Raw genomic sequence first — 25406 nt, 5'->3', positions numbered from 1 at the left:
CCTCGATTCTACGCGGTGGCTTTCGGAGAGAGTCCCGAGAGCATCCGTTCGAGCGTGGCGATGCCCGCGTCGATGCGCGCGGCCGCATCGCGGCGTTCCGCGGCGGCGAGGGCGAGTTCGTTCAGCGCGCCCGAGACCATCGTGGCGACCACGGCGAGATCGCCCTCGATGACGCCGGCCGCGGCGAGTTCGGCGACCCCTTCGTCCAGCAGCGGCACGCTCGTGTCGAGGTCGCCCTCGCGCCAGTCGGCCCAGCCGAGCACCGCGGGGCCGTCGACGAGCAGGATGCGGCGCACCTCGTGGTCGAGGCTCGCTTCGAGGAAGGCGCGGCAGCCGTCGAGGAAGCGGGCCAGGGCCGGGCCGTCGCCGTCGGCGGCGCGTTCGACGGCGCCGGCGACATGGTGCTGGGCGTGCTCGACGACCGCGCGGAACAGGCCCTGCTTGCTGCCGAAGTGGTGGTAGACGGCGCCGCGGGTGAGGCCTGCCTCGCCGACGACGTCGTCGAGGGCGACGCCGGCGTAGCCGTCGCGGGCGAAGCGCCGGGCGGCGATGTCGACGAGGGCGGCGCGGGTGCGCTCGCGCTGTTCGGCCTTGCCCACCACGGTCGTCTCCGCTCGTTCGCCTCGCACTTGACATACGTACTGTATGTCAACGTACGCTGGCAGAACACATACACACTGTATGTATCTTCCATCGGACGGAGCCGACATGAACCTCTACCCCGTGCTCGCCACGAGCGACCCCGCCGCCAGTGCCGCCTTCTACCGGGAGCACTTCGGGTTCGAACCGGTGTTCGCCGCCGACTGGTATGTGAGCCTGAGGCATCCGTCGGGCGCCGAGATCGCCCTGCTCGACGCCGGGCACGAGACCCTCCCCGCCGCGCATCGCGGGCGGACCGCCGGCGGCATGCTCGTCAACATCGAGGTGCCCGATGTGGATGCCGTGGCCCGCCGCCTCGCCGAGGCCGACGTGCCCGTCGTACAAGCGCTCCGAAGCGAGGCCTTCGGGCAGCGTCACGTGATCGTCGCCGACCCCGGCGGCGTGCTCGTCGACGTCATCACCGAGATCGAACCCGATGCCGCGTTCGCCGACGCGTTCACCGGCTGAGCCGCGGGGCGGAGACTCGGCCGGGCGCTCGGTCGGTGGGTGATCAGTCGGTCGGCGGCACCGCGGCATCCACCGCGTCACGCTCGGCGGCCTCAGCGGCCTCGGCCGCCTCCTGCTCCTCGCGCTCGACCGCGTCCTTCACGAGCCGGTACCAGAGGTACACCGCGAAACCGGCGAAGACGACCCACTCGACCGCGTAGAAGATGTTCAGCCAGTTCAGTTCGAACGGTTCCTCGGGCTCCGGGGAATCGATCGCGTCGAGCCCGGCGGGCGGATCGGCCATCGTCACATAAGCGAAGTACACCGGGCGGTCGTCGTAGTCCGCCCACAGGTTGATGAGCTGGGCGACCGCGACGGTCTGCATGCGATGCGGATCCTCGCCCTCGCCGGGCTCCTCCGGGGCCTCGCTCGGCAGGAAGCGGCCCGTGAACGTCACCGGGTCTCCCGCGGATGCGTCGAACTCGTCGGCTGCGGCGCGTGCGGACTCCGCATCCGGAGCCCAGCCGAGCGCGACCGGCAGCCCACCCGCCTCGGCGGAGGCGCCCTCGACCTCGAGGTGCGCGACCGGCCACACGCCGGCGACGCCGCCGTTCAGCCGCCCCTCGACGAGCACCGTGTCGCCCGGCACGAACCGGCCGGTCACCTCGACCATCTGACCCGTCGCGATCTGCGTGGTCGGACCATCGGGCTCCGCCGTGTCGGCCAGCGGCTGCACCGCCTCGGTCGTGCGCTCGACGGTGCGACCCTGCTCGATGGCCCGGTCGAGCTGCCACTGGCCGAGCAGCGCGAACGCGGCGGCGACGGCGAGCGCGAAGACGAGCGCGAGCACCCATCGCGGGCGGAGCATCATGCGGATCACAGGGGGCCTTCCGAGTCACCCGATTCTACCGGCCGTGGCGCTGGGAACCGGCCGAGCCGGGGCAGGGCGCGAAGCCGCGGCGGTGCGCTCCGGCATCCACTCGCGGACGAAGCGTCACCCGTGCGCGCGGCCGTTCAGCACCCCGCCCGACTCCTGCAGGTAGCAGACGCCGCAGAGCGACTCGTAGGAGACCAGGTCCTCGTCGATCGCGACCTGATCGCCGTCGAAGACGAAGCGCCCGTTGATGCGCCGGCCGTTGAAGATCGCCTTGCGGCCGCACCGACAGATCGTCTTCAGCTCCTCGAGGGCGTGCGAGATCTCGAGGAGGCGGCGGCTGCCGGGGAAGGCGACAGTCTGGAAGTCGGTGCGGATGCCGTAGGCGAGCACCGGGATGTCGTCGAGCAGAGCGATGCGCAGCAGATCCTCCACCTGCTCGGCCTCGAGGAACTGCGCCTCGTCGATGAGGAGGCAGCTGACGTCGCGACCGGCCGACTCGATGACGCCGGCGCGGTGCTGCTCGAAAACCGCGAGCACATCCGCCCCCGGCTCGATGATGTAGTCGACCTCGCGCGTGACGCCGAGTCGCGAGACGATGCGATGGTCGCCTTTGGTGTCGACGGCGGGTTTGGCGAGGAGCACGCGGTGGCCGCGCTCCTCGTAGTTGAATGCGGCCTGCAGCAGGGCCGTCGACTTGCCCGAGTTCATCGCGCCGTAGCGGAAATAGAGCTTCGCCATGTCACGGGCTCCCGTCGTCCAGGGGTGGATACGTCGCGACGACGTCGGACATCGTCACCCTGGTATTGTCCCGCGCCCGCGTGACCTCGACGTGCGCGAACAGCGAGCCGAGGACGACGGCGAAGCCGTCGAGCTCCCGGCGGAAATCGGGGGCGTCGGACTCGAGGGTCGCATCCACGACGACCTCGGGGCGGCCGCCCGCCCGGCCGAAATGCACCTCGATCGCCGTGAGCTCGGGCGTGCGGGCGCCCGCGAGCCAGCGGACGAGGGCCGCGACCCCGTTCGCCTGCCCGGTCGTCAGCTCCGTGGATGCGGCACCGACGTCGTCCACATGCATGCGGCGGCCCGCGGAGACCACCCGGCCGGCGAGCTCGGCGAGCCAGTCGCGGTCCGCGACGGTCTCGGGGACCTCTTCGAGGGCCTCCGCGAGCTCGCGGGCCCGGTCGACCTGTTCGACGCTCACCCGGGTGGCGCTTGCGATCTCGACGAAGAACGGCAGCACCTCGCCGACGAGGAGCCGGGCGCGGTCGTTCGGCCCGCGGCCCCCGCGGGCGCGGGCGGCGGCGATCATGGCCCGGTTGTGGGCGCGCTGCCTGGCGAGGACGTTGCGCACGATCGCCGCCGAGAAGCCGGCCGCGACGGCGGTGAGGGCGAGCAGCGGCGCGGTCGCCGCGATCAGCGACACCCCGGTGGGCGCCTGCGTCTGCTGGTAGCCGAGGGCGCCGATGACGACGACGAGCTGCAGGGCCGCCGCCCCGACCCCGGCGATCACGATCGACAGCCAGCCGACGAACGGGGCGAGCACGATGAGGAGGATGCCCGTCACGTACGGGCCGAAGTCGTCGTAGACGCGGGCGTTGTTGCCGGCGGTGCTCGCGAATTCGGCGATGGATGCGCAGATCGAGACGGCGATGACGATCCAGAGACGCTCGGGCCGGAACGGGTCGAACCTCGCCCGCGTCGCGATCACCGCCGCGATGCCGGCCGCGGCGACGAGAGCGACCGAGAGCACCGCAGGGATGGCCCGGTGCGCTTCGTCGAGGTGGCTGACGAGGGTGATCGCCGCAAGGACGACGCAGGCGATCGCACCGACGACGACGGCTGGGCGGGCGGCGTCCGCCCGTCGCGGGCTGATGTCCTGTTCGGTGAGCGAAGTGCGGCCCGGCATCACGCCTCCCCGATCGGGATGCGGATCGTGATCGCGGTTCCTTCGCCCGGGACGGAACGGACGGCGACCGAACCGCCGACGGACTCGATGCGCGCCTGCACCGAGATGCGGAGGCCCACGCGGTCCGGGCCGATCGCGGCGGCGTCGAACCCCGCCCCCTCGTCCGAGAACACGGCTTCGAGACAGCCGTCGTCCTCCCGTACGGACAGGGCGGCCTCGTTCACCCCGGCGTGCCTTGCGACGTTGACGACGCACTGGGCGAGCGCGGCATCCACCGCGTCGCGCGCGGGCGGCGGGAGGCGCCCGAGCAGGGCCGGGTCGCCGCTCCGGCGGACGAGGATCCCCACGCTCGACGCGGACGCGGCCAGCTGCGGCAGCCCGACCGCCACCGGTGCACGGCCTGCCTCGGCGAACGGCTCGCCCGCCGCACCGGATGGGACGCCTCGGGGGCCGGCGGGCGTCGCGAGCGCCCCGGCGAGTGCGCGCCAATCATGCCCGACGAAGCGTGCGAGGTCGCGGCGGATCTCGGCGCGCATCTTGGGATCGAGCGGCCCGGAACCGGACTCGGCGATCGCGCGGAGGTGCCCGGCGGCGACCGCGGCAACCGTAGCCGCCGCCTCGGTTCCGGGCGGGGTCGCGGTCGCCGGCACGCCACGCAGTGCGCCCACTCGACTGCGCACGCTCCACTCGGCGGCCCGGAAGCCGATGATCAGCAGGAAGGCCCCGAACGCTGCGACGTTCAGCGAGGCCGTGAGGCCGGTCAGCGCCGCTGCGACGAAGCCCGCGCAGGTGCCGAGCACGAACCCGGCCGCCGGCCACAGCAGCGCGGCGAGCATGCCGCCCGGGCCGCTGATGAACATGAGTGCGACGGCCGGCATGGCGATCGCGAGGCTGTTGGTGTCGGTGAAGCCGTGCTGCCAGGTCAGGATGAGCACGGTGAGGCAGGTGACCAGCGCGCTTCCGGCGATCAAGGCGATCACGGCGACCGGCACTCGTCGGACCCGGTGCGGCACCAAGACGGCGACCCAGAGCGCGACGAAGAGGACGATCGCGATGGGCGCGAGCGGCTCTTCCTGCTCGACCATGACGACGATGGCGATGCCGATGGATGCGGCGATCGCGACCGCCGCCCCCCAGAGGGCGGCCGAGCGAAAGGACGCGCTGAACGCCCCGTCGTCGATTCGCTCGCTGCTCGGCATCGACTCCCCGCATCCGGGCCGGTGTCGGAAGACGGTCGTCGTCTTCCGTCCCCGGAATTATCCCAGCAGGAACTCAGCTGAGCCAAGGATTTCGCGAGATGGCGTGGATCCGCCGCACAGCCCCGGTTCGAGGCGTACCGATGCCGTCGACGCTCGGTCGACCGTGCCGGCGGCGGCGCGTTCTGTCGGCGTTCACACGGGCGGCGCGCCCTCGCCGCGAGCGGGCCTGCCTGCGGCGACATCAGAACAGCACCCCGGGCTGCGCCGTCGACCAGCCGACGGCCGCCCCGGGGCCGGCTTCGAACGGGCCGGCGGGCGCCGGGGCGGGATCGCGGCCGAGCGCTCGGGAGCGGATGCCGCCCGTGACGGGGTCCTCCTCGCCGCGCGCGAGCCCGTGCGCACGGATGAGCGGGTGGATGCGCTCGGCGAGCCAGCGCCGGTACTCCTTCGGCGCGTAGGCGTTCTGCCCGTAGTACATGGAGCGGTACCTCGGGACGAGTTCCGGGTGCTCGCGTGCGAGCCACCGCATGAACCACGGCTTTACGGAGCCCCGCAGGTGCAGGGCGCTGTACAGGACCGTCGTCGCACCGGCCGCCTTCACCCTCCGGAGCGCTTCGTCGAGATGGGCCTTCGAATCGGTGAGGTACGGCAGGATCGGCATGAGGAAGACGCTGCAGTCGAAGCCGGCCTCGCGCACGGCCGTGACGGTCGCAAGGCGCGCCTTCGTGCTCGGCGTACCCGGCTCGACGGACTGCTGGAGATCGTGGTCGTAGATCGCGATCGACATCGCGAGGTCGATGGGGACGAGCCGGGCCGCCGCCTGCAGCCGCGGCAGATCGCGACGCAGCAGCGTGCCTTTCGTCAGGATGCTGAACGGCGTGCGGGAGCCGGCGAGCGCGTCGATGATGCCCGGCATGAGCTCGTAGCGCCCCTCGGCGCGCTGGTACGGATCGGTGTTCGTGCCGAGCGCGACCGACTCGTGGCGCCAGCCCGGCCGTGCGAGCTCCTTCCGCAGCACCTCGGCGACGTTGATCTTCACGACGATCTGCCGATCGAAGTCATCGCCCGAATCGAGATCGAGATACTCATGCGTGGGGCGCGCGAAACAATAAGCGCAAGCATGAGAACAGCCTCGGTAGGGGTTGATCGTCCAGCCGAAGGACATCTTCGAGGTGCCGGGGACGCGGTTCAGGGCGGACTTCGCGAGCACCTCGTGGAACGTCATACCCGCGAACTCCGGCGTCTCGACCGTGCGGACGAGGGTGTTCAGGCGCGCGAGGCCCGGCAGGGTGTCGTTCCGCCCGACGCCGAGTTCCTGACCGCTCCATCTCACACGATTATTCGAACACAGTTTCTAATTCAGGGCAAGTCGATGCACCTCGTCTTCGGAACTGCTCACGAGGAGTGCCGATCTCCCGCCGGAGGACCGGGAAGTCGGCACTCCGGCGGGAGATCGGCACTCCCAGGCCGCGTTCGACGGGAAACCGGCACTCCGGCGGGAGGGCGGGGTCTCGATACGGCGCTGCGCGCCTACTCGACCGGCGGGCGGGCGGGGACGGAGGGAGTCTCGATACGGCGCTGCGCGCCTACTCGACCGGCGGGCGGGCGGGCGGAGGGTCTCGATACGGCGCTGCGCGCCTACTCGACCGGCGGGCGGGCGGGGGTGAGGGGAGGGCGGAGCCCGACCAGCGGCGGCGGAGCCAGCGGTCGTGGCTCGCGATGACGACGGCGCCGGGGTAGTGCCCGAGGGCGTCTTCGAGCTCGGTCGCGAGGGCGAGCGAGAGGTGGTTCGTCGGTTCGTCGAGGAGGAACAGGTGCGGCGGTTTCGCGATCACGAGCGCGAGCGCGAGCCGGCGCTGCTGCCCGACCGAGAGGGCGCCGACGGGCCGGTCCGCATCGCGCGGGGCGATGAGGCCGAGGCCGGTGAGCGGCAGCTGCTCGGCGCGCCGCTCGCCGAGGACGCGTGCGTAGAGCTCGCGCGGGGAGGCGGCGGGGTCGGCGAATCGCACGTCCTGCTCGAGGATGCCGGTGCGGAGCCCCCGGCGGCGGTGCACCGACCCGGCATCCGCTGCCAGGCGCCCGGCGAGCACCGCGAGCAGCGTCGATTTGCCGGCCCCGTTCGCGCCCGTCACGAGGAGTCGGGCGTCGGGCTCGATCGAGAGGCGGTCGATCCCGAGCCTCCCGTCGACGCGGACGTCGGCGAGCTGCACGAGCGACCCGGCGGATGCGTCGAGGGCGTGCGACCCGGAGGGGATGCCGGCGAAGGCGAGCGGATCGCGGGGCCGGCGCACCTGCTCGCGTTCGAGGGTGGCGAGGCGCTGCTCGGCGTCGCGGACGCGGCGGGAGATCGCCTGATCGTTCCGGGCTCCCTTGAAGCGATGGATGAACTTGTCGTTGTCGCGCGGGCCGCGGCCGTGGGCGACGTGGCGGGCCGTGTCGGCGACCGCGAGGCGCAGCCTCGCGAGCTCCGCCTGCTCGTCGGCGTAGCGGCGTTCCCAGCGGGCCCGCTCGGCGTCCTTCTCGAGCAGGTAGTCGCTGAAGCCGCCGCCGAAGACAGCCGAGGCGCTCGCCCCGCCGGTGCCGGCGCGGGCCGGGTCGACGTCGAAGAGGGCCGTGGCGACCCCGTCGAGGAACGCCCGGTCATGGCTGGCGAACAGCACGGGGCCCCGCCAGGCGCGCAGCTGCGCTTCGAGGAAGGCCACCGCGTCGTCGTCGAGGTGGTTGGTGGGTTCGTCCAGCAGCAGCCCCTCGGGCGCCCGCAGCAGGAGTGCGGCGAGCGCGAAGCGGCTGCGCTGGCCGCCGGAGACCTCGCCCATGCGGCGCTCGCCGGGGATGCCGGCGACGCCGAGCCCGTCGAGCAGCGCGTCGCGGCGGGCCTCGGCCGACCAGACGTCGGCGCGTTCGGCGGCGTCCAGCGCGTCGGCGTAGCGGTTCGCGGATGCCCGGGTGCCGTCGGCCATGGCCGCGGCGGCCTCGTCGAGGGTGCGTTCGAGGGCACGCGTCTCTGCGAGGGCGGCCTCGAGCACGCCGGCGACGGTGTCGCCGGGTGCGAACGGCGGCTCCTGTTCGAGCAGGCCCGTGCGGGCGGGTCGGATGATCCTTCCGGACCCGTGACCGGATCCCGGACCGGACCCCGGCTCGAACCCGTGACCGGACCTCGGAGCGGCCACGGGCACGGTGTCCGGGCCGCCGGCGAGCAGCCGGAGCAGGGTGGACTTTCCGGCTCCGTTCTCGCCGATCAGGCCGATGCGCTGGTCGCCGGCGACGGTGAGCGCGAGGTCCGCGAAGACCCTGGTGTCGCCGTAGTGCCAGCCGAGGCCGTCGGCTGCGAGGTGGTGGGAATGGGTGATGGTGAGTGGCAAAACGGGACTCCCCTTCCGGGGCCGGTCCGGGTCGCCGGTGGATGCCGCGGCGCGCCGCACGGGGCGGTCACCGGCATGCAGGCCGGCGACCCGGACGAGGATGATTCCCGCCGGGCATTCGCCGCGCACGGAGGGGTCGCCGCTCAGCCGTCGCGATCAACTGAAGAGGAGCACCCCACGGGTCGACGGCGCCTCGGGCGCGGGACGGTGGAGTGTGCTCACTTCATAGCCCGACGACGCTATCACGGCACCGCGCGCTGCGGAACCCCGCACGGCGTGTCGCGCCGAGCAGGCCGTGGCTACGCCTGCAGCCCGAGCGTCTTCGCCGTCGCGGCGAGCGAGGCGGCCGCGGCCGCCGGGTCGTCGGAGAGCTTCGTGCCGTAGCTCGGGATCATCTCGCGCAGCTTGGGCTCCCACGCCTCGATCCGCTCGGGGAAGCAGCGGCGCAGCACGTCGAGCATGATGGGCGCCGCGGTGGATGCCCCGGGCGAGGCCCCGAGGAGGCCGGCGATGGTGCCCTCGGCGCCCGTGATGACCTCGGTGCCGAACTGCAGGACGCCGCCCTTGGCGCCGTCCTTCTTCATGACCTGCACGCGCTGACCGGCGGTGATGAGCTCCCAGTCCTCGGTCTTGGCGGTGGGCATGAAGGCGCGCAGCGCATCCATCTTCTTCTCGCGCGAGGCGAAGAGCTCGCCGAGCAGGTACGTGACGAGGTCGCCGTTGCGGAAGGCGACCTGCAGCATCGGCCAGATGTTGTGCAGGCGGATCGAGAACGGCAGGTCGAACCAGGTGCTCGTCTTCAGGAACTTCGGCGTGAAGCCGGCGTAGGGCCCGAAGAGCAGTGCGGTCTCGCCGTCGACGATGCGCGTGTCGAGGTGCGGCACCGACATGGGCGGCGCACCGACGGCGGCCTTGCCGTAGACCTTCGCCTTGTGCTGGGCGACGATCTTCGGGTTCGTCGTGCGGAGGAACTGGCCGGAGATCGGGAACCCGCCGAAGCCCTTGATCTCGGGGATGCCGGAGTGCTGCAGCAGGGCGAGCGCCCCGCCGCCGGCGCCGACGAAGACGAAGCGCGCCTTCACGTGCTCGACGTTGCCGCCGACGAGGCGGCGCAGGCGCAGCCGCCACCGGCCGTCCTTGCCGCGCTTCAACCGGGTGACCTGGTGGTTCGTGCGGAGCTCGCCGCCCTTGGCCTCGAGGTCGCGGAACAGGGCGCGGGTGAGCGCCCCGAAGTCGACGTCGGTGCCGGCTTCGATGCGGGTCGCGGCGATCTTCTGCTTGGGGTTGCGCTTCTTCGTGAGCAGCGGCGTCCACTCGCCGATCTGCTCCGGATCCTCGCTGTATTCCATGCCCGGGAAGAGGGGCTGGTCGGCGAGCACGTCGACGCGCTTGCGGAGGTAGTCGATGTTCTTGCGGCCCTGGACGAAGGTCATGTGGGGGGCCGTGTTGATGAAGGTGTTCGGCGTGGGCAGCTTGCCCTGCTCGACGAGGTAGGACCAGTACTGCCGGCTGATCTGGAACTGCTCGTTGATCGAGATCGCCTTGGCCGGGTCGACCGAGCCGTCCTCGCCCTCGGGCATGTAGTTCAGCTCGCAGAGGGCCGCGTGCCCGGTGCCGGCGTTGTTCCAGGCGTTGGAGGACTCCTGCGCGACCTCGCCGAGCCGCTCGTAGACGCGGATCTTCCAATCCGGCTGGAGCTCCGAGATCAGGGAGCCGAGCGTGGCGCTCATGATGCCCCCGCCGATCAGTACGACGTCGACCGTGTCCTCAGAATTCACGGATTCCAGTCTAGGCGCTGCCGGCGACCCCTCGGGACGGGGTGCGGATGCCGTGGGGCGCCGCCCGCGGGAAGTCGCTCGTCTCGGCGAGCGCCGTCACCGCGGCGGCGTGCCCGGCGCTCAGGCGCGCCGCGGCATCCGCACCCGACAGACGGGCGGCGAGGTACCCGGCCGCGAAGGCGTCACCGGCCCCGACCTCCTCGACGACATCGACCGGGATCGCAGGGACCTCAGTGCGCTGCCCGCCGTCGAACTCGGTCGCGCGCCGCGGCCCGTCCTTTACGACGAGCACGGCCGGTTCGGGCAGGAGCCGGCGCACCTCGTCGGCGGATTCGGCGCCCCAGAGCCGGGCGGCCTCGTCGAGGCCGACGAAGACGAGGTCGGCGGCGGCGGCGAGCTCGCGGAGGCGGGGCGCCGCGGCATCCGCCGCCCACAAGGCGGGGCGGTGGTTCACGTCGAAGGAGACGAGCCCGCCGGCCGCGTGCACGTGCGGGGCGAGGGCGCCGCTCATGGCGTCGCAGCCGGCCGATAGCGCCGGGGTGATGCCCGTGTGGTGGACGATGCCGGCGGCCGGCAGCGACGCGAGGAACGACGGCGACATCCGCGAGGCCGCCGAGCCCCGCCGATAGTAGAGGACGCCGTGGCCCGGATCCTTCACGTAGAGCCCGGTCGGCGCATCGGGGTCGCGTTCGACGTGCGCGGTGCCCAGACCGCGCGCGGCGAGTTGCCGGACGAGCCGCTCGCCCAGGGCGTCGGCGCCGACGCGCCCCGCCCAGGCGGCCACGCGGCCGAGGCGCACGAGGTGGCTGGCGACGTTGGCCTCGGCGCCTGCGGCGTCGAGCCGGAACTCCTCGGCGGATGCGAGCGGCTCGGCCCGTTCGGGCGCGACGAGCACCATGGTCTCGCCGACGGCGAGCACCTCGATCGCGGCGTTCACGGGCTCTATGCTGAGCCATGTGCACCGCACGCGCAAGCGTGTTGCAACATACGCAACCCGATGACAGGACGACGATGACGCACCAGGGCGACCCCATCGCCGCGCTCGCCGACGAGCGCCTCACCGGCCGTGAGAAGGGCCTGCCCGCCCGGGCCGCCGGCCTCACGGTCGCCGAGTTCCTCGCGACCGAGCCCCGCCTCGACGAATTCTGGACCCCGCTGCTCGTGCTCGACCGCGCCGCCCTCGACGCGAACGCCGCCGCGATCCAGGGCTGGGCCGGCGAACGCCGCCTCGAGCTCATGCCGCACGGCAAGACGACCATGGCGCCCGCCCTCTGGCGCCTCCAGCTGGACGCCGGCGCGAGCGGCCTCACCCTCGCCACCCCCGCCCAGGTGCGGACGGCCCGCACCTTCGGCGTCGCCAGGATCATGCTCGCCAACGCCCTCGTCGACCCGGCCGCGATCGCCTGGATCGCCGGCGAACTCGCAGACCCCGGCTTCGCCTTCGCCTCCTGGGCGGATGCCGTCGACACGGTCGATCGGATGGAGGCGGCGCTTCGGGCATCCACCCCCGCACGCCCCCTCGACGTGCTCGTCGAGCTCGGCGGCCCCGGCGGCCGCACCGGCGCCCGCGACCTCGAGACCGCGCTCCGCGTCGCGCGACGCATCGAGGCCTCCCCCGTGCTGCGGCTCGCCGGCGTCGCCGGCTACGAGGGCAGCCTCGGGCACGACCGCTCCCCGGCATCCACCGCCGCCGTCGCCGCCTACCTGGGCGAACTCGTCGCCCTGCACGACGCCGTGCGCGAGCTCGCCGGCGACCGCGAACTCATCGTGACCGCCGGCGGCAGCGCCTACCTCGATCTCGTCGACGCCGCCTTCGCCCCCGCCATCGCCGCAGGCCGGGCCGCCGGGCGGCCGACCCGCTGGGTGCTCCGCTCGGGGGCCTCGCTGGTGCACGACGACGGCTTCTACCACGGCATCTCCCCCATCGATGCACGGCTCGCGCCCGCGATGCGAGGGCTGGCGCGGGTCGTCTCGCACCCCGAACCCGGCCTCGCGCTGCTCGACGGCGGCAAACGCGACTTCTCCTACGACGAAGGGCCGCCGGTGCCGTTCGGCGTGCCCGGAGCCGCCGTCACCGCGCTGAACGACCAGCACGCGTACCTCCGATCCGACCAGGCCCTGCAGGGCCTCGCCGTCGGCGACCTCGTCGAGCTCGGCCTCTCGCACCCGTGCACGGCCTTCGACAAGTGGCGCTTCATCCCGGTGCGCGAGCACGCGGCATCCGCCCGCGTCGTCGACCTCGTGCGGACCTTCTTCTGATGCCGGCGCTTCTGATGCCGACGACGCTGATGCCGACGACGCTCATCACCGGCGGCCTCGTCGTCGACGCCGAGCAGGAGCCGCACGCCGCAGACGTGCTCGCCGACGGCGGGCGGATCGCGGCCGTCTCCGCCCCGGGCCGCCTCTCGCCGCGCGAGGCCGACGCGGTGGTGGATGCCGCGGGGCGCCTCATCATGCCCGGACTCATCGACGCCCACGCCCACGTCGACGGCCTGGTCTTCGACCCCGACGTGCAGCTCGCGCTGCTCCGGCAGGGCGTGACGAGCACGATCTGCGGGCAGGACGGCGTCGGCTTCGCGCCCGGCGACGGGCGGTACGCGGCCGAGTACTTCGCCGCGATCGACGGGGGCGACCCGCGGCGGCTGCGGGGTGCGGATGCCGCACGCCGCGCATCCGGCCCCGCACCCGACGGCATCGGCGCGCAACTCGCCGGCTACGACGGCCGCACCGCGGTCAACGTCGCCCTGCTCGTGCCCGCCGGAACCGTGCGGCACGAGGTGCTCGGCCGGGCATCCCGCGCCCCCGACGCCGCCGAACTGGCCGCCATGCGCCGCCTCGTCGAAACCGGCCTCGCCGAGGGCGCCGTCGGGCTGTCCACGGGCCTCGACTACGTGCCCGGGATCTTCGCCGACACCGCCGAGCTCACCGAACTCGCCCGCCCGCTCGCCGCGGCCGGCGCCGCCTACGTCTCGCACATGCGCGGCGGATACGAGGCGAACTCGGCCGCCGGCATCGCCGAGATCGCCGAGATCGCCGCCGGCAGCGGCGCCCGCGTGCACGTCTCCCACTTCCACGCCGCGGCCGACACCGTGCTCGGGCTGCTCGGCGAACTCGCCGCAGCCGGCGTCGACGCGAGCTTCGACGCCTACCCCTACACGCGCGGCTGCAGCCTGCTGTCGATGCCGTTCCTGCCGCCCGAACTCACCGTGCTGCCGGCCGCCGCCCTCATCCCCCGCCTCGCCGACCCCGCCGAACGCGCCCGGCTCCGCCGCGACTGGTTCCCGGAACTCGACGCCTACGCGAGCGTCGGCCCGCGCTGGCGCGAACTCATGACCTTCGCCCATATCGCCGCCCCCGAGTACGCCTGGGCGCACGGGCTGACGTTCGCCGAAGCGACCCGGCGGGCCGGCGCGGCCGACGAGATCGCATTCGGCCTCGACGTGCTCGTCGCCAGCCGCCTCGAGACGAGCATCGTCATGGCCGTGCCGGACGCGCGCCCGCCCGCCGAACTCGCCCGCATCTTCGCCCACCCCGGCCACCTCGGCGGATCCGACGGCATCTTCATCGGCGCCCACCCGCATCCGCGCGCCCGCGGCGCCTTCGCCAGATACCTCCGCGAAACCGTCCGCGAACTCCGCGCCTGGTCCTGGCAGGACGCCGCCGCCCACCTCTCGGCGCGCACCGCGGAACGCTTCGGCCTCGGCGAGCGCGGCCTCATCCGCGAGGGGTGGATCGCCGACCTCGCCCTCGTCGACCCCGACGGGGTCGCCGACACCGCCGACTACGACGCGCCACTCGGCCTCGCCCGCGGCATCGACGACGTGTTCGTCGCCGGCGTGCCGGTGCTCGCCGGCGGCCGGCTCACGGGCGCGACCCCCGGGGCCGGGATCCGTCGGCAGCCGGTGCGCCGGGGCATCCACCGGGGCACCCGTTCGGAGAGGAACTGAGATGTCGCAGAGCGTGACCCGCGCCGCCCGCATCATCGACGCGATCGCCGAACGGCCGCGCACCGTCGCCGAACTCGCCGAGGAGTTCGGGCTGCACCGGTCGACCATGTTCCGCGAACTGCAGAGCCTCGAAGCCGTCGGCTACGTGCGCCGCCGCACCAACGGGCGCTACGCGCTCGGACTCCGGCTCGTCGCCCTCTCCAAACAGGCCCTCGACACCCTCGACCTGCGCGAGGCCGGATCGGCCCACGTGCGCCGCCTGCACCGCGGCGTCGGCAACACCGTCCACCTCGCCGCCCTCATGGACGACGCGATCGTCTACGTCGACAAGGTCGAGGACGACTCGGGGGTGCGCATGTACTCGCGCATCGGCAAGGCCGTCATCCCGCACTGCTCCGCCGTCGGCAAAGCCATCCTCGCCGGGCTCGGCGACGTCGATCGGGACGCCGTGCTCGCCCGCACCGACTGGAAGCGCTACACCGACCGCACCATCACCACCCGCGACGGGCTCGACCTCGAACTCGGCCGCGCCGCCCGGGACGGATATGCCGTCGACGACCGCGAATTCGAAGGATTCGTGAACTGCCTCGCCGTGCCCGTGCACTCGTCGATGGGCGTCGTCGGCGCCCTCTCGATCACCGCGATCCGCATGGTCGCCGACCTCGACCGCCTGAAGACCCATCTGCCGCGCATGCGCGAGACCGCCGAGGCGATCTCGCGCGAGCTCGGCTGAACCGCCGCCCGCCGGCATCCACCGCCGGCATCCACCGCCGGCATCCACCCACCGGCATCCATCCGCCGGCATCCATCCGCCGGCATCAACCCACCGAAAGGAACCCGCCGATGTCCAAGACCGCCGTCACCCTCCAGAACGCCCCCAAGCCCGCCGGGCCCTACAGCCACGGCGTCGTCGCCAACGGCTTCCTCTTCACCGCCGGCTTCGGGCCGCAGGACCCGGCCACCGGCCAGATCGTGCCGGGCGGCGCCGCCGAGCAGACCCGCCAGGTGCTGAAGAACGTCGGCGCCGTGCTCGCCGAGTACGGCCTCGACTTCGACGACGTCGTGAAGGTCACCGCGCACCTGCAGGATCTCGCCGACTTCGCCGAGTACAACGGGGCCTACGCCGAGTTCTTCACCGAGCCGTACCCAGTGCGCACCACCGTCGGCTCGCAGCTGGCGGACATCCTCGTCGAGATCGACGTCGTCGCCGCCCTGCGGGACGCCTGAACACGGCGCGCCTCTGCCGCCGCCGCGGTGCGGTCCGCCCCGCCGCTCAGACGGCGGCGGCCTGGCGGGCGGCGACGAGTTCGGCGATCTGCACGGCGTTCAGCGCCGCACCCTTGCGCAGGTTGTCGTTCGAGACGAACAGGGCGAGCCCGCGGCCCTCGGGGGCGGACTGGTCCTGACGGATGCGCCCCACGTAGCTCGGGTCGGCACCGGCCGCCTCGAGCGGCGTCGGCACGTCCGACAGCGCGACGCCCGGCGCGTCGGCGAGGAGTTCGCGGGCCCGCTCGGGCGTGATCGGGTTCGCGAACTCGGCGTTGACCGACAGTGAGTGACCGGTGAACACGGGCACGCGCACGCAGGTGCCGGAGACCAGGAGCCCGGGCAGTTCGAGGATCTTGCGGCTCTCGTTGCGGAGCTTCTTCTCCTCGTCGGTCTCGCCCTCGCCGTCATCGACGATCGAACCGGCCAGCGGCAGCACATCGAAGGCGATGGGCTTCACGAACTTGTGCGGTTCGGGCAGTTCGACGGCCGATCCATCGTGCACGAGGCCCATGAGGTCGCCGGCGACGGCGGCACGCGCCTGCTCGGCGAGCTCCTCGGCGCCGGCGAGACCGGAGCCCGACACGGCCTGGTACGTCGAGACGACGAGGCGTTCGAGCCCGGCCTCCTCGTGCAGCACCTTCAGCACGGGCATCGCGGCCATCGTCGTGCAGTTCGGGTTGGCGATGATGCCCTTCTTCGCATCGGCGATGCGCTCGGGGTTCACCTCGCTGACCACGAGCGGCACCTCCGGGTCCATGCGCCAACCGCTCGAGTTGTCGATGACGGTGACGCCGGCGGCGGCGAAGCGGGGCGCCTGCTCCTTCGAGAGGGTCGCACCGGCCGAGAAGATCGCGATGTCGAGGCCTGCGGGGTCGGCGGTGGCGGCGTCTTCGACGACGACGTCCTCGCCGCGCCACGGCAGGGTCGTGCCCGCCGAACGCGCCGAGGCGAAGTAGCGGATCGACGCCACCGGGAAGTCGCGCTCGTCGAGCAGCCGGCGCACGACCGCGCCGACCTGCCCCGTCGCCCCCACGACGCCGATGTTCACCCGCATGTCGCCCACATCCACTCCTTCGCTCCGTGCCGTCTGCACGGGAGTCCTCGTTCCATCATCCCAGCCGGGCCTGCACGGCCGGTGGGCGGTCGGCACGGCCGGGTCAGCGCCCGGTGCCCGCGTAGACGACGGCGTCTTCTTCGCCGTCGAGTTCGAAGGCGGCGTGCACGGCGCGCGCGGCCCGATGCACGCTTTCGGCGCGGGTCACGACCGAGATGCGGATCTCGCTCGTCGAGATCATCTCGAGGTTGATGCCCGCCTCGTAGAGGGCCTCGAAGAGCTTCGCCGAAACGCCCGAGGCCGACCGCATGGCCGCGCCGACGAGGGAGAGCTTGCCGATCTCGTCGTCGTACTGCAGCGAGTCGAAGCCGATGTCGGCCTGCACTCCCGACAGGGCGGCGAGGGCCTTCTCGCCGTCGGTCTTCGGCAGGGTGAACGAGATATCGGTGAGGCCGGTCGCCGCAGCCGAGACGTTCTGCACGATCATGTCGATGTTGATGTTCGACTTGGCGAGGATCTTGAAGATCTTCGCGGCGACGCCCGGGACGTCGGGGACGCCGACGACCGTGATCTTGGCCTGGCTGAGATCGATCGCCACGCCGGCGAGGACGGAGTCTTCCACAGCTTCTCCTTCGGGAAGGCGCGAGGGGTCGTAGACGATCGTCCCCTCGGTATCGGTGAACGAGGAGCGCACATGCAGCGTCACCCCGTGGCGGCGCGCGTACTCGACCGCACGGATGTGCAGCACCTTCGCGCCGGAGGCGGCCAGTTCGAGCATCTCCTCGCTCGTGACCCGGTCGAGCTTGCGGGCCTTCGGCACGACGCGCGGATCGGAGGTGAACACCCCGTCGACGTCGGTGTAGATCTCGCACTGCTCGGCGCCGAGCGCCGCCGCGAGCGCGACGGCGGTGGTGTCGGATCCGCCGCGGCCGAGCGTCGTGATGTCGCGGGTGTCGCGGTTGAACCCCTGGAACCCGGCCACGATCACGATGGCGCCCTCATCGAGGGCTTCGCGCAGGCGCACCGGGGTGACGTCGACGATGCGCGCCGAACCGTGCGTGGCGTCGGTGATCATGCCGGCCTGGCTGCCGGTGAAGCTGCGCGCCTCGTGCCCCATGCTCTTGATCGCCATCGCGAGCAGCGCCATCGAGATGCGCTCGCCGCTGGAGAGCAGCATGTCGAGTTCGCGGGGTGCCGGAAGCGGCGTGACCTCGCCGGCCAGGTCGAGCAGTTCGTCGGTCGTGTCGCCCATCGCCGAGACGGCGACGACGACGTCTTTTCCGGCCCTCCGGGTCTCGACGACGCGCCTGGCGACCCGCTTGATGCTCTCGGCATCGGCGACGGAGGACCCGCCGAACTTCTGCACGATCAAGGTCACATGGACTCCAAGCGGGGATTGCGGGACGGTTCGGGGCCGCCGTCCAGTCTACGGCGAGCTGCCTGAGCGCCCTCGCATATGACGTTCGAGGGCCTCAGCCGACGATGCGGCGGCCCTCGAACGCGCGGCCGAGGGTGACCTCGTCGGCGTACTCCAGGTCGCCGCCGACGGGGAGGCCGGAGGCCAGGCGCGTGACGCGGATCTCGAGGGTGGTCAGCAGCCGGCTGAGGTAGGTCGCGGTCGCCTCGCCCTCGAGGTTCGGGTCGGTGGCGATGATGACCTCCTGCACCGAGCCGTCGGCGAGGCGCTGCATGAGCTGGCGGATGCGCAGCTCGTCGGGGCCGATGCCGTCGATCGGGCTGATGGCGCCGCCGAGCACATGGTAGAGGCCGCGGAACTCGCGGGTGCGCTCGATCGCGACGACGTCCTTGGCCTCCTCGACGACGCAGATGAGGCTTCCGTCGCGGCGCGGGTCGCGGCAGATCGAGCACGTCTCCTGCTCGGAGACGTTGCCGCAGATTTCGCAGAAGCGCACCTTGTCGCGCACCTCGAGGAGGATCTCGGCGAGCCGGCTCACGTCGAAGTGCTCGGTCTGCACGATGTGGAATGCGATGCGCTGCGCCGACTTCGGCCCGATGCCGGGGAGGCGCCCGAGTTCGTCGATGAGTTCCTGAACGATGCCCTCGTACACGCGTTACGCCCGTTCCCCGAACCCGGGGCGGTTCGTGATCTGCTGTTCCTCGAGGAAGGTCGCCCCGAGCACTTCCCGCACGACCGCTTCGCCGTAGCGCTGGATGCCGTCGCCCGCCGGAGCCGGGGTGCGCACGCCTCCGCGGCCCGCTCGCCCGGGCGCCTTCGCGGGGCGCGGTGCCGGCTCGGGCTCCTCGGGGGGCGCCTCGCCCTCCTCCGGCGGCGCATCCGCGTCGTCGGGCGGCGGGATCGCCGCCCAGGGGGTGTCATCGGGCTGCGCCTCGGGCGTTGCGGAGGGGTCAGGTGCCGCGTCGGGCGCCGCGGAGGGGCCACGTGCCGCGTCGGGCGCCGCGGGCGCGCCTGCGGGCGCCGGCTCCGGATCGGCAAGGGCCGTCGCCGTCGCCGGCTCACCCGCCGCCCGGAGGGCGGGATCGGCGTCGGGCTCGTCGCGCGGGATGGTCACGGTCGCCCAGGAGTTCACGGGGCCGGATGCCGGGCCGGCCGCAGCAGCGGACCCGGATGCCGGCTTCGAGGGCCGGGGGCCGCCGGGCGCCGGCGCAGCGGGCGCGGGATCGGCCGGCCGCTGCTCGGCCGCCGGGGAGGTGCCGGCGGGCTGGCCGGTGTCGGCGGACGAGGCCGAGCCGGCGGACGAGGCCGAGCCGGCGGGCGCCGTGCCCGGTGCGCCGTCGCCCGCGGACGCGGCGGGTTCGTCGGCGAACGCCGCGGCGGGCTTGGCGACGAACTTCACGCGGACGCCGAGCACCTCCTGGATCGCGTTCCGCAGGATCTCGCTCACGCTGTTGCCCGGGCCGCCCCGGAAGGCCTGCACATCCTGCTCGCTCGGGAAGGCGAGCACGAGCACCTCGCCCTCGCGGTAGTCGCGCACGGTCGCGGTGAAGACGACCATCCAGGCCGAGCGCTTGGCGCGCTGCACGGCGGCGAGCACCTCGGGCCAGGCATCCCGGATCTGCTGCGCCGTGACCGGGCCGTCCGGCACGGTGCGCGCGGGGGCCGCCGGCGCAGGCTCGTCGGACGGAGCGGCCGGCCCTGCCGAAGCGGGCGCCGCTGCAGCTGCGGGCGCGGCAGGCGGCACGACCGCAGGAGCGGGTTCGGCGACCGCCGCAGCGGGAACGGGGGCTGCAGCAGTCCCCGCACGCGCGGCGGCCGGTGCCGCGGACGCCGGAGCGGCGGCGCGCGGGGCGGGTTGCGCCACGGCATCCACCCCAGCAGCATTCACCCCAGCGGCATCCACCCCCGCCGGCACGAGCACGCGCGCGAGCATGAGCTCGAGCTGGAGCCTGGGCGAGGAGGCGCCGGTCATCTCGCTGAGCGCCGTGTTCACGATGTCGGCGACGCGCGACAGCTCGGCCGCGCCGAACGCGCGCGCCTGGGTCGCCATATGCGTCAGCTCGTCCTCGGGCACGCCGCGGAGCACCGCCGCGGCCGCCTGGGGCGAACTCGCCCCCACGATGATGAGGTCGCGCAGACGCTCCAACAGGTCCTCGACGAAGCGGCGCGGATCCTGCCCCGTCTGGATGACGCGGTCCACCGCGGCGAACGCGGCGGCCGCATCGCGCGCGCCCACGGCATCCACCACCTCGTCGAGCAGGGCCCCGTGCGTGTAGCCGAGGAGGGCGACCGCGCGCTCGTAGTCGAGCACGGTGCCCTCGGAACCGGCGATGAGCTGGTCGAGCAGGGAGAGCGTGTCTCGCGGCGAGCCGCCGCCGGCGCGGACGACGAGGGGCAGCACGCCGGGGGCGACCTCGACCCCCTCCTCGCTGCAGAGCTGCTGCACGTACTCGAGCATCGGCCCGGGCGGCACGAGGCGGAACGGGTAGTGGTGCGTGCGGGAGCGGATCGTGCCGAGCACCTTGTCGGGCTCGGTCGTCGCGAAGATGAACTTCACATGCTCCGGCGGCTCCTCGACGAGCTTCAGCAGGGCGTTGAAGCCCTGCGAGGTGACCATGTGCGCCTCGTCGAGGATGAAGATCTTGTAGCGGTCGCGGGCCGGGGCGAAGATCGCGCGCTCGCGCAGATCGCGGGCGTCGTCGACGCCGTTATGGCTGGCCGCATCGATCTCGACGACGTCGAGCGAGCCGCCGCCGCCGCGGGCGAGCTCCACGCAGCTCGGGCAGACCCCGCACGGCGTGTCGGTGGGGCCCTCGGCGCAGTTCAGGCAGCGCGCGAGGATGCGTGCCGAGGTCGTCTTGCCGCAGCCGCGCGGGCCGCTGAAGAGATACGCGTGGTTCACGCGATCGGTTCTGAGCGCGGTCATGAGCGGCTCGGTGACCTGTGATTGGCCGATCATCTCGGCGAAGGTCTCGGGCCGGTAGCGGCGATAGAGAGCGGTGACCACGGGTCCATGCTAATCGGGGCCTCCGACACTCCGGCCGGGTGGATGGATATCCATTCGAGCGTTCCTCGGTTATCATGACCAGTCAGGCGATGGGGGGAAACGTGGCCGGACGAGCGATGACCGCTGAACAGCAGGGCAAGTGGGCGACGCTGCTCACGAGCAAACGGGACGACACACTCGAATACGCCGAGCGACTACGCGCTTCGCTGGGGATCGCACGCGAAGCGCGCGCCGACGCGACGGCCGACGACGAGCACGACCCCGAAGGCCCGACGATGTCGCAGGAGTGGACGCAGCTGACCGCGCTCCTCGCCGACGCCGAGTCGGAGATCGACGACGTGGATGCCGCGCTCGCCCGCATCGACGCGGGCAGCTACGGCATCTGCACCAGCTGCGGCAAACCGATCACGAAGGCGCGCCTGCAGGCCCGGCCCACGGCCGAGCTCTGCATCGACTGCGCCCGGCTCGGGCGGTAGGCGGCTCGTCGGTCGAGGAGGCGCGCAAGCGCCGTATCGAGACCCGGTTCGGCAGTGGGTCTCGATACGCTCGCTGCGCTCGCTACTCGACCGGCGGTAGGGGCGGGCGGCGGTCGAGTAGGCGCGCAGCGCCGTATCGAGACCCGGTGCGACGGAAGGTCTCGATACGCTCGCTGCGCTCGCTACTCGACCGGCGGGGGGGGCGCTCGTCGGTCGAGGAGGCGCAAAACGCCGTATCGAGACCCGGTGCGGGGAAGGGTCTCGATACGCTCGCTGCGCTCGCTACTCGACCGGCGGAGGGGGGCGTTCGTCGGTCGAGTAGGCGCAAAGCGCCGTATCGAGACCGGTTCTGCGGAGGGTCTCGATACGCTCGCTGCGCTCGCTACTCGACCGGCGGAGGGGGCGCTCGTCGGTCGAGTAGGCGCGCAAGCGCCGTATCGAGACCCGGTGCGGGGAAGGGTCTCGATACGCTCGCTGCGCTCGCTACTCGACCGGCGGAGGGGCGGAGGCGCTCGCTACTCGACCGGCGGCGGGGCGACGACCGCGAGGGTCTGCCGGGCGATCTCGAACTCCTCGTCGGTGGGGACCACGAGCACCTCGACGCGCGAGTCGTCGGCCGAGATGCGGCGCGCGGCCTGCGAACGCTCCCGGTTGCGGTCGGCGTCGAGCAGCACGCCGAAGCCCTCGAGGCCGGCCAGCGACCACTCCCGCACGATCGCCGAGTTCTCGCCGACGCCCGCGGTGAAGACGATCGCGTCGACTCGGCCGAGCTGGGCGGCGTAGGCGCCGATGTAGGAGCGGATGCGGTGCGTGTAGACCTCGAGCGCGAGGACGGCATCGGCGTCGCCGGCATCCGCCGCATGCGTGAGATCGCGCATGTCGCGGTGCCCGCCGAGGCCGAGGATGCCGGACTCGGAGTTCAGCAGCCGGTCGAGCTCGTCGACCGACAGCCCCGCCCGCCGGTGCAGGTGGAACAGCACCGCCGGGTCGATATCGCCCGAGCGGGTGCCCATCACGAGCCCCTCGAGCGGTGTCATGCCCATGCTCGTCTCGACCGAACGGCCCCCCGAGACCGCGCATGCCGACGCCCCGTTGCCGAGGTGCAGCACGATCTGCCGGAGCTCCTCGACGGGTCGGCCGAGGAACTCGGCGGCGGCCCGCGACACGTACGCGTGCGAGGTGCCGTGGAAGCCGTAACGGCGCACCCGGTGCTTCGCGGCGAGCGCCCGGTCGATCGCGTAACTGTAGGCGGCCGGCGGCATCGTCTGATGGAAGGCGGTGTCGAAGACGGCCACGTGCGGCACCTCGGGGAAGGCGTGCTCGGCCGCCTCGATGCCCGCGAGGTTCGCCGGGTTGTGCAGCGGTGCGAGCGCCGACAGCTCGTCGATGTTGATCTTCACGAGCCGGTCGACGAGCGTCGGTTCGAAGAAACGCGCCCCGCCCTGCACGACCCGGTGCCCGACGGCGATCGGCGCATGCTCGTCGAGCGACGGGCCGTGGGCGGCGAACGCGCCGAGCATCACCCGGAACGCCGCCTCGTGGTCGGGCACGACGACCGCCTCGTCGAAGGAGGCGTCGTCGGCCGGGATGCGGTGCTGCAGATGCCCGTCCTCCATGCCGATGCGTTCGACGAGCCCCGCGGCGAGCGTGCGCCCGGCGGCGGGCTCGATGAGCTGGTACTTGAGCGACGAGGAGCCCGAGTTCACGACGAGCACGACCGCGTCGGTGTCGGGTGCGGATGCCGCTCGGGCGCTCATCCGGCATCCACCGCCGCGGCCTGCACGGCCGTGATCGCGACCGTGTTCACGATGTCTTGCACGAGGGCGCCGCGGGAGAGGTCGTTGACGGGTTTGCGGAGGCCCTGCAGCACGGGGCCGATGGCGAGCGCCCCGGCCGAACGCTGCACCGCCTTGTAGGTGTTGTTGCCCGTGTTCAGATCGGGGAAGACGAACACGGTCGCCCGGCCGGCCACCGCCGACTCGGGCAGCTTCGTCTTCGCGACCGCCGCATCCACCGCCGCGTCGTACTGGATCGGCCCGTCGACGGGCAGCTCCGGCGCACGCTCGCGCACGAGCTCGGTGGCCCGGCGGACCTTGTCGACGTCGGCACCGGAGCCCGACTCCCCCGTCGAATACGACAGCATCGCCAGGCGCGGGTCGATGCCGAACCACCGCGAGGTCTCGGCCGAGGAGATCGCGATGTCCGCGAGCTGCTCGGCAGTCGGATCGGGCACCACCGCGCAGTCGCCGTAGACGAGGACGCGATCGGCCAGGGCCATCAGGAACACGCTCGAGACGACATCCACACCCGGCCTCGTCTTGATGATCTCGAACGAGGGACGGATCGTGTGGGCCGTCGTGTGCATCGCCCCCGACACCATGCCGTCGGCCAGGCCGAGCTCGACCATCATCGTGCCGAAATACGACACATCGGTGACCGTGTCGCGCGCCTGCTCGAGGGTGACGCCCTTGTGCGCGCGGCGCCGCTGGTACTCCTCCGCGAAACGGTAGACGAGCACCGAGTCGTAGTTCGAGACGACCTGGGCGCGCGAGATGTCGAGGCCGAGGCCGATGGCCCGCGAGCGGATCTCGATCTCCTCGCCGAGGATCGTGAGCCGGGCGACGTCGCGCGAGAGCAGCGTCGCCGCCGCCCGCAGGATGCGGTCGTCGTAGCCCTCCGGCAGCACGATGTGCTTCTGCGCGCGGCGGGCCCGCTCGAGCAGCCCGTACTCGAACATGAGCGGCGTGACCACATCCGGCCGGCTGACGTCGAGGAGGTCGAGGAGCACCTGCCCGTCGACGTGCTTCTCGAAGAGCGCCAGGGCCGTGTCGCGCTTCCGTTGCGACTCGGCGGCCAGACGCCCGCGCGTGCGCGTGATCGCGAGGGCCGCGTCGTAGCTGCCGAGCTCGGTGCGGATGATCGGCAGCCCGACCTTCAGCCCCTCGACGAGCCTGGTCATCTGCTCCGACAACGGGAAGCCGCCGTTCAGCACCACCGCCGCGATCGACGGGAACGTCGCGCTCGAATGCGCCGTCAGCACCCCGAGGAGCACCTCGCTGCGATCGCCCGGCACGACCACGACGGAGCCCTCGATGAGACGCGCCAGCACGTTCTCCATCGACATCGCCGCGATCACGACGCCGAGCGCCTCACGGCCGAGCAGCTCCTCCTCGCCCGAGACGAGCTCGCCGCCCACGGCGCCCATCACCGAACGCACCGAGGGGGCCACCAGGAACGGATCCTCCGGGATCGCCCACACCTGCAGCGGCGCCCGGCCCGGCCGGCCCACGGCATCCGTCGCCGCCTGCCGCACCGCGGCCACGATGTCGTCGAGACGCTCGGGGTCGGCGCGGTTGGCGACGATGCCGATGAGGGTCGCATGCTCCCGGTCGAGCTCCTCGACGGCGAGCTCGGCGAGCTGACCGAGCTCGTCGGGGGTGCGCGGATCCGCCGCGCCCAGCCGTTCGCCGCGGCCCTCGCCGATGCGCCCGCCGAGCACGAGCAGCACGGGAACCCCGAGGTTCGCGGCGATGCGCGCGTTGTAGGCGAGCTCGGTCGGGCTGCCGACGTCCGTGTAATCGCTGCCGAGGACGACGACGGCATCGCACCGGGCCTCGACCGCCTTGAAGCGCTGCACGATCGTCGCGAGCGCCTGCTCCGGGTCGTCGTGCACGTCCTCGTAGCTCACGCCGATCGCATCCTCGTAGGAGAGGTCGACGACGCCCTCGTGCCCGAGCAGCAGCTCCAGGACGTAATCGCGCTCCGCGGTCGACCTGGCGATGGGGCGGAATACGCCCACCCGGGTCGCACGCCGCGTCAAGGTATCGAGGGTGCCGAGCGCGATGGTCGACTTGCCCGTGTTCCCCTCGGCCGAGCAGATGCAGATGCTGTGCGCCACGGCATCCAGCCTACGCGGCACCCTCCGACACGGCCCGGAGCCCCGACCGCCGCGCGTCCCCCGTTCGCGGGCGGGCGGCCGCCGCGTCGGCGGTTCGGTTTATGCTTGCCGGGCGACGCGCACCCCGACG

General features: G+C 72.6%; 21 protein-coding genes. 6 read left to right on the top strand and 15 right to left on the bottom strand.

What is annotated here, in order from left to right:
- Nucleotides 1-8 precede the first annotated feature (8 nt).
- Complete coding sequence (locus G127AT_RS11355; protein WP_210896959.1) at nt 9-629, bottom strand: TetR/AcrR family transcriptional regulator; 621 nt, start codon at nt 627-629, stop codon at nt 9-11.
- Nucleotides 630-708: 79 nt separating this feature from the next.
- Between G127AT_RS11355 and G127AT_RS11350 the strand changes: the two genes are divergently transcribed.
- Nucleotides 709-1107 (top strand): VOC family protein, encoded by a 399-nt coding sequence (locus tag G127AT_RS11350; protein ID WP_210896957.1) that lies wholly within the window; start codon nt 709-711, stop codon nt 1105-1107.
- Between the two features lie 43 nt (nt 1108-1150).
- Here G127AT_RS11350 and G127AT_RS11345 read toward each other — a convergent pair whose 3' ends face one another.
- The 8 genes from G127AT_RS11345 to G127AT_RS11310 all read right to left on the bottom strand — a co-directional run bounded on the left by G127AT_RS11345 (nt 1151) and on the right by G127AT_RS11310 (nt 11145).
- Entirely contained in the window at nt 1151-1957 is an 807-nt protein-coding gene (locus G127AT_RS11345) for an SURF1 family protein (protein WP_210896955.1), read from the bottom strand.
- A 123-nt stretch (nt 1958-2080) separates the two neighbouring features.
- The gene (locus G127AT_RS11340) at nt 2081-2701 is read right to left on the bottom strand and encodes a thymidine kinase (RefSeq protein ID WP_210896952.1); all 621 of its coding nucleotides are present in this window, start codon (nt 2699-2701) and stop codon (nt 2081-2083) included.
- 1 nt (nt 2702) lies between these two features.
- Nucleotides 2703-3869, bottom strand: a complete 1167-nt coding sequence (locus G127AT_RS11335) for a hypothetical protein (protein ID WP_210896950.1) — start codon at nt 3867-3869, stop codon at nt 2703-2705.
- Nucleotides 3869-5068 (bottom strand): sensor histidine kinase, encoded by a 1200-nt coding sequence (locus G127AT_RS11330; RefSeq protein WP_210896948.1) that lies wholly within the window; start codon nt 5066-5068, stop codon nt 3869-3871. The genes G127AT_RS11335 and G127AT_RS11330 overlap by 1 nt, the downstream gene beginning before the upstream one ends.
- A 241-nt stretch (nt 5069-5309) precedes the next feature.
- Nucleotides 5310-6401 carry an Rv2578c family radical SAM protein gene (locus G127AT_RS11325; RefSeq protein ID WP_210896947.1) on the bottom strand — a complete coding sequence of 364 codons (1092 nt, stop codon included), beginning with the start codon at nt 6399-6401 and terminating at the stop codon, nt 5310-5312.
- 253 nt (nt 6402-6654) lie between these two features.
- Complete coding sequence (locus G127AT_RS11320) at nt 6655-8430, bottom strand: ABC-F family ATP-binding cassette domain-containing protein (RefSeq protein ID WP_244857548.1); 1776 nt, start codon at nt 8428-8430, stop codon at nt 6655-6657.
- A gap of 299 nt (nt 8431-8729) precedes the next feature.
- Nucleotides 8730-10208, bottom strand: coding sequence for a malate:quinone oxidoreductase (locus G127AT_RS11315; RefSeq protein WP_210896945.1), 1479 nt, complete (start codon nt 10206-10208; stop codon nt 8730-8732).
- A gap of 10 nt (nt 10209-10218) precedes the next feature.
- Nucleotides 10219-11145 (bottom strand): sugar kinase, encoded by a 927-nt coding sequence (locus G127AT_RS11310; protein WP_244857547.1) that lies wholly within the window; start codon nt 11143-11145, stop codon nt 10219-10221.
- 74 nt (nt 11146-11219) lie between these two features.
- Here G127AT_RS11310 and G127AT_RS11305 point away from each other — a divergent pair, with 74 nt between their 5' ends.
- The 4 genes from G127AT_RS11305 (at nt 11220) to G127AT_RS11290 (ending at nt 15382) form a co-directional block, all read left to right on the top strand.
- On the top strand, nt 11220-12467 hold the full coding sequence (locus G127AT_RS11305) for a type III PLP-dependent enzyme domain-containing protein (protein WP_210896942.1): 1248 nt from the start codon (nt 11220-11222) through the stop codon (nt 12465-12467).
- Nucleotides 12467-14155, top strand: a complete 1689-nt coding sequence (locus G127AT_RS11300) for an N-acyl-D-amino-acid deacylase family protein (protein WP_210896940.1) — start codon at nt 12467-12469, stop codon at nt 14153-14155. Before G127AT_RS11305 ends, G127AT_RS11300 begins: the two co-directional genes overlap by 1 nt.
- Before the next feature lies 1 nt (nt 14156).
- A complete protein-coding gene (locus G127AT_RS11295; protein ID WP_210896938.1) occupies nt 14157-14888 on the top strand; it encodes an IclR family transcriptional regulator in 732 nt (243 codons plus the stop codon).
- A gap of 110 nt (nt 14889-14998) precedes the next feature.
- Nucleotides 14999-15382 carry a RidA family protein gene (locus G127AT_RS11290; RefSeq protein WP_210896936.1) on the top strand — a complete coding sequence of 128 codons (384 nt, stop codon included), beginning with the start codon at nt 14999-15001 and terminating at the stop codon, nt 15380-15382.
- A 46-nt stretch (nt 15383-15428) separates the two neighbouring features.
- Here the strand turns inward: G127AT_RS11290 and G127AT_RS11285 are convergent, their stop codons facing one another.
- The 4 genes from G127AT_RS11285 to G127AT_RS11270 all read right to left on the bottom strand — a co-directional run bounded on the left by G127AT_RS11285 (nt 15429) and on the right by G127AT_RS11270 (nt 20902).
- Nucleotides 15429-16478 (bottom strand): aspartate-semialdehyde dehydrogenase, encoded by a 1050-nt coding sequence (locus tag G127AT_RS11285; protein ID WP_210902082.1) that lies wholly within the window; start codon nt 16476-16478, stop codon nt 15429-15431.
- 103 nt (nt 16479-16581) lie between these two features.
- The gene (locus tag G127AT_RS11280; RefSeq protein ID WP_210896934.1) at nt 16582-17856 is read right to left on the bottom strand and encodes an aspartate kinase; all 1275 of its coding nucleotides are present in this window, start codon (nt 17854-17856) and stop codon (nt 16582-16584) included.
- 94 nt (nt 17857-17950) lie between these two features.
- Nucleotides 17951-18547 carry a recombination mediator RecR gene (recR, locus tag G127AT_RS11275; protein WP_210896932.1) on the bottom strand — a complete coding sequence of 199 codons (597 nt, stop codon included), beginning with the start codon at nt 18545-18547 and terminating at the stop codon, nt 17951-17953.
- Between the two features lie 3 nt (nt 18548-18550).
- Entirely contained in the window at nt 18551-20902 is a 2352-nt protein-coding gene (locus tag G127AT_RS11270) for a DNA polymerase III subunit gamma and tau (protein ID WP_210896930.1), read from the bottom strand.
- 116 nt (nt 20903-21018) lie between these two features.
- Between G127AT_RS11270 and G127AT_RS11265 the strand changes: the two genes are divergently transcribed.
- Nucleotides 21019-21378, top strand: a complete 360-nt coding sequence (locus G127AT_RS11265; protein ID WP_210896928.1) for a TraR/DksA family transcriptional regulator — start codon at nt 21019-21021, stop codon at nt 21376-21378.
- Nucleotides 21379-21893: 515 nt separating this feature from the next.
- Here G127AT_RS11265 and G127AT_RS11260 read toward each other — a convergent pair.
- Both G127AT_RS11260 and pta read right to left on the bottom strand, forming a co-directional pair.
- On the bottom strand, nt 21894-23135 hold the full coding sequence (locus tag G127AT_RS11260; protein ID WP_210896926.1) for an acetate/propionate family kinase: 1242 nt from the start codon (nt 23133-23135) through the stop codon (nt 21894-21896).
- Nucleotides 23132-25276 (bottom strand): phosphate acetyltransferase, encoded by a 2145-nt coding sequence (gene pta, locus G127AT_RS11255; RefSeq protein ID WP_210896924.1) that lies wholly within the window; start codon nt 25274-25276, stop codon nt 23132-23134. Before pta ends, G127AT_RS11260 begins: the two co-directional genes overlap by 4 nt.
- Nucleotides 25277-25406 lie beyond the last annotated feature (130 nt).

The organism is Agromyces archimandritae (assembly GCF_018024495.1).
GTDB classification, from domain to species: Bacteria; Actinomycetota; Actinomycetes; order Actinomycetales; family Microbacteriaceae; genus Agromyces; species Agromyces archimandritae.
The sequence above is the reverse complement of the archived record's forward strand: the minus strand, read 5'-3'. Positions and strand labels throughout refer to the sequence as shown.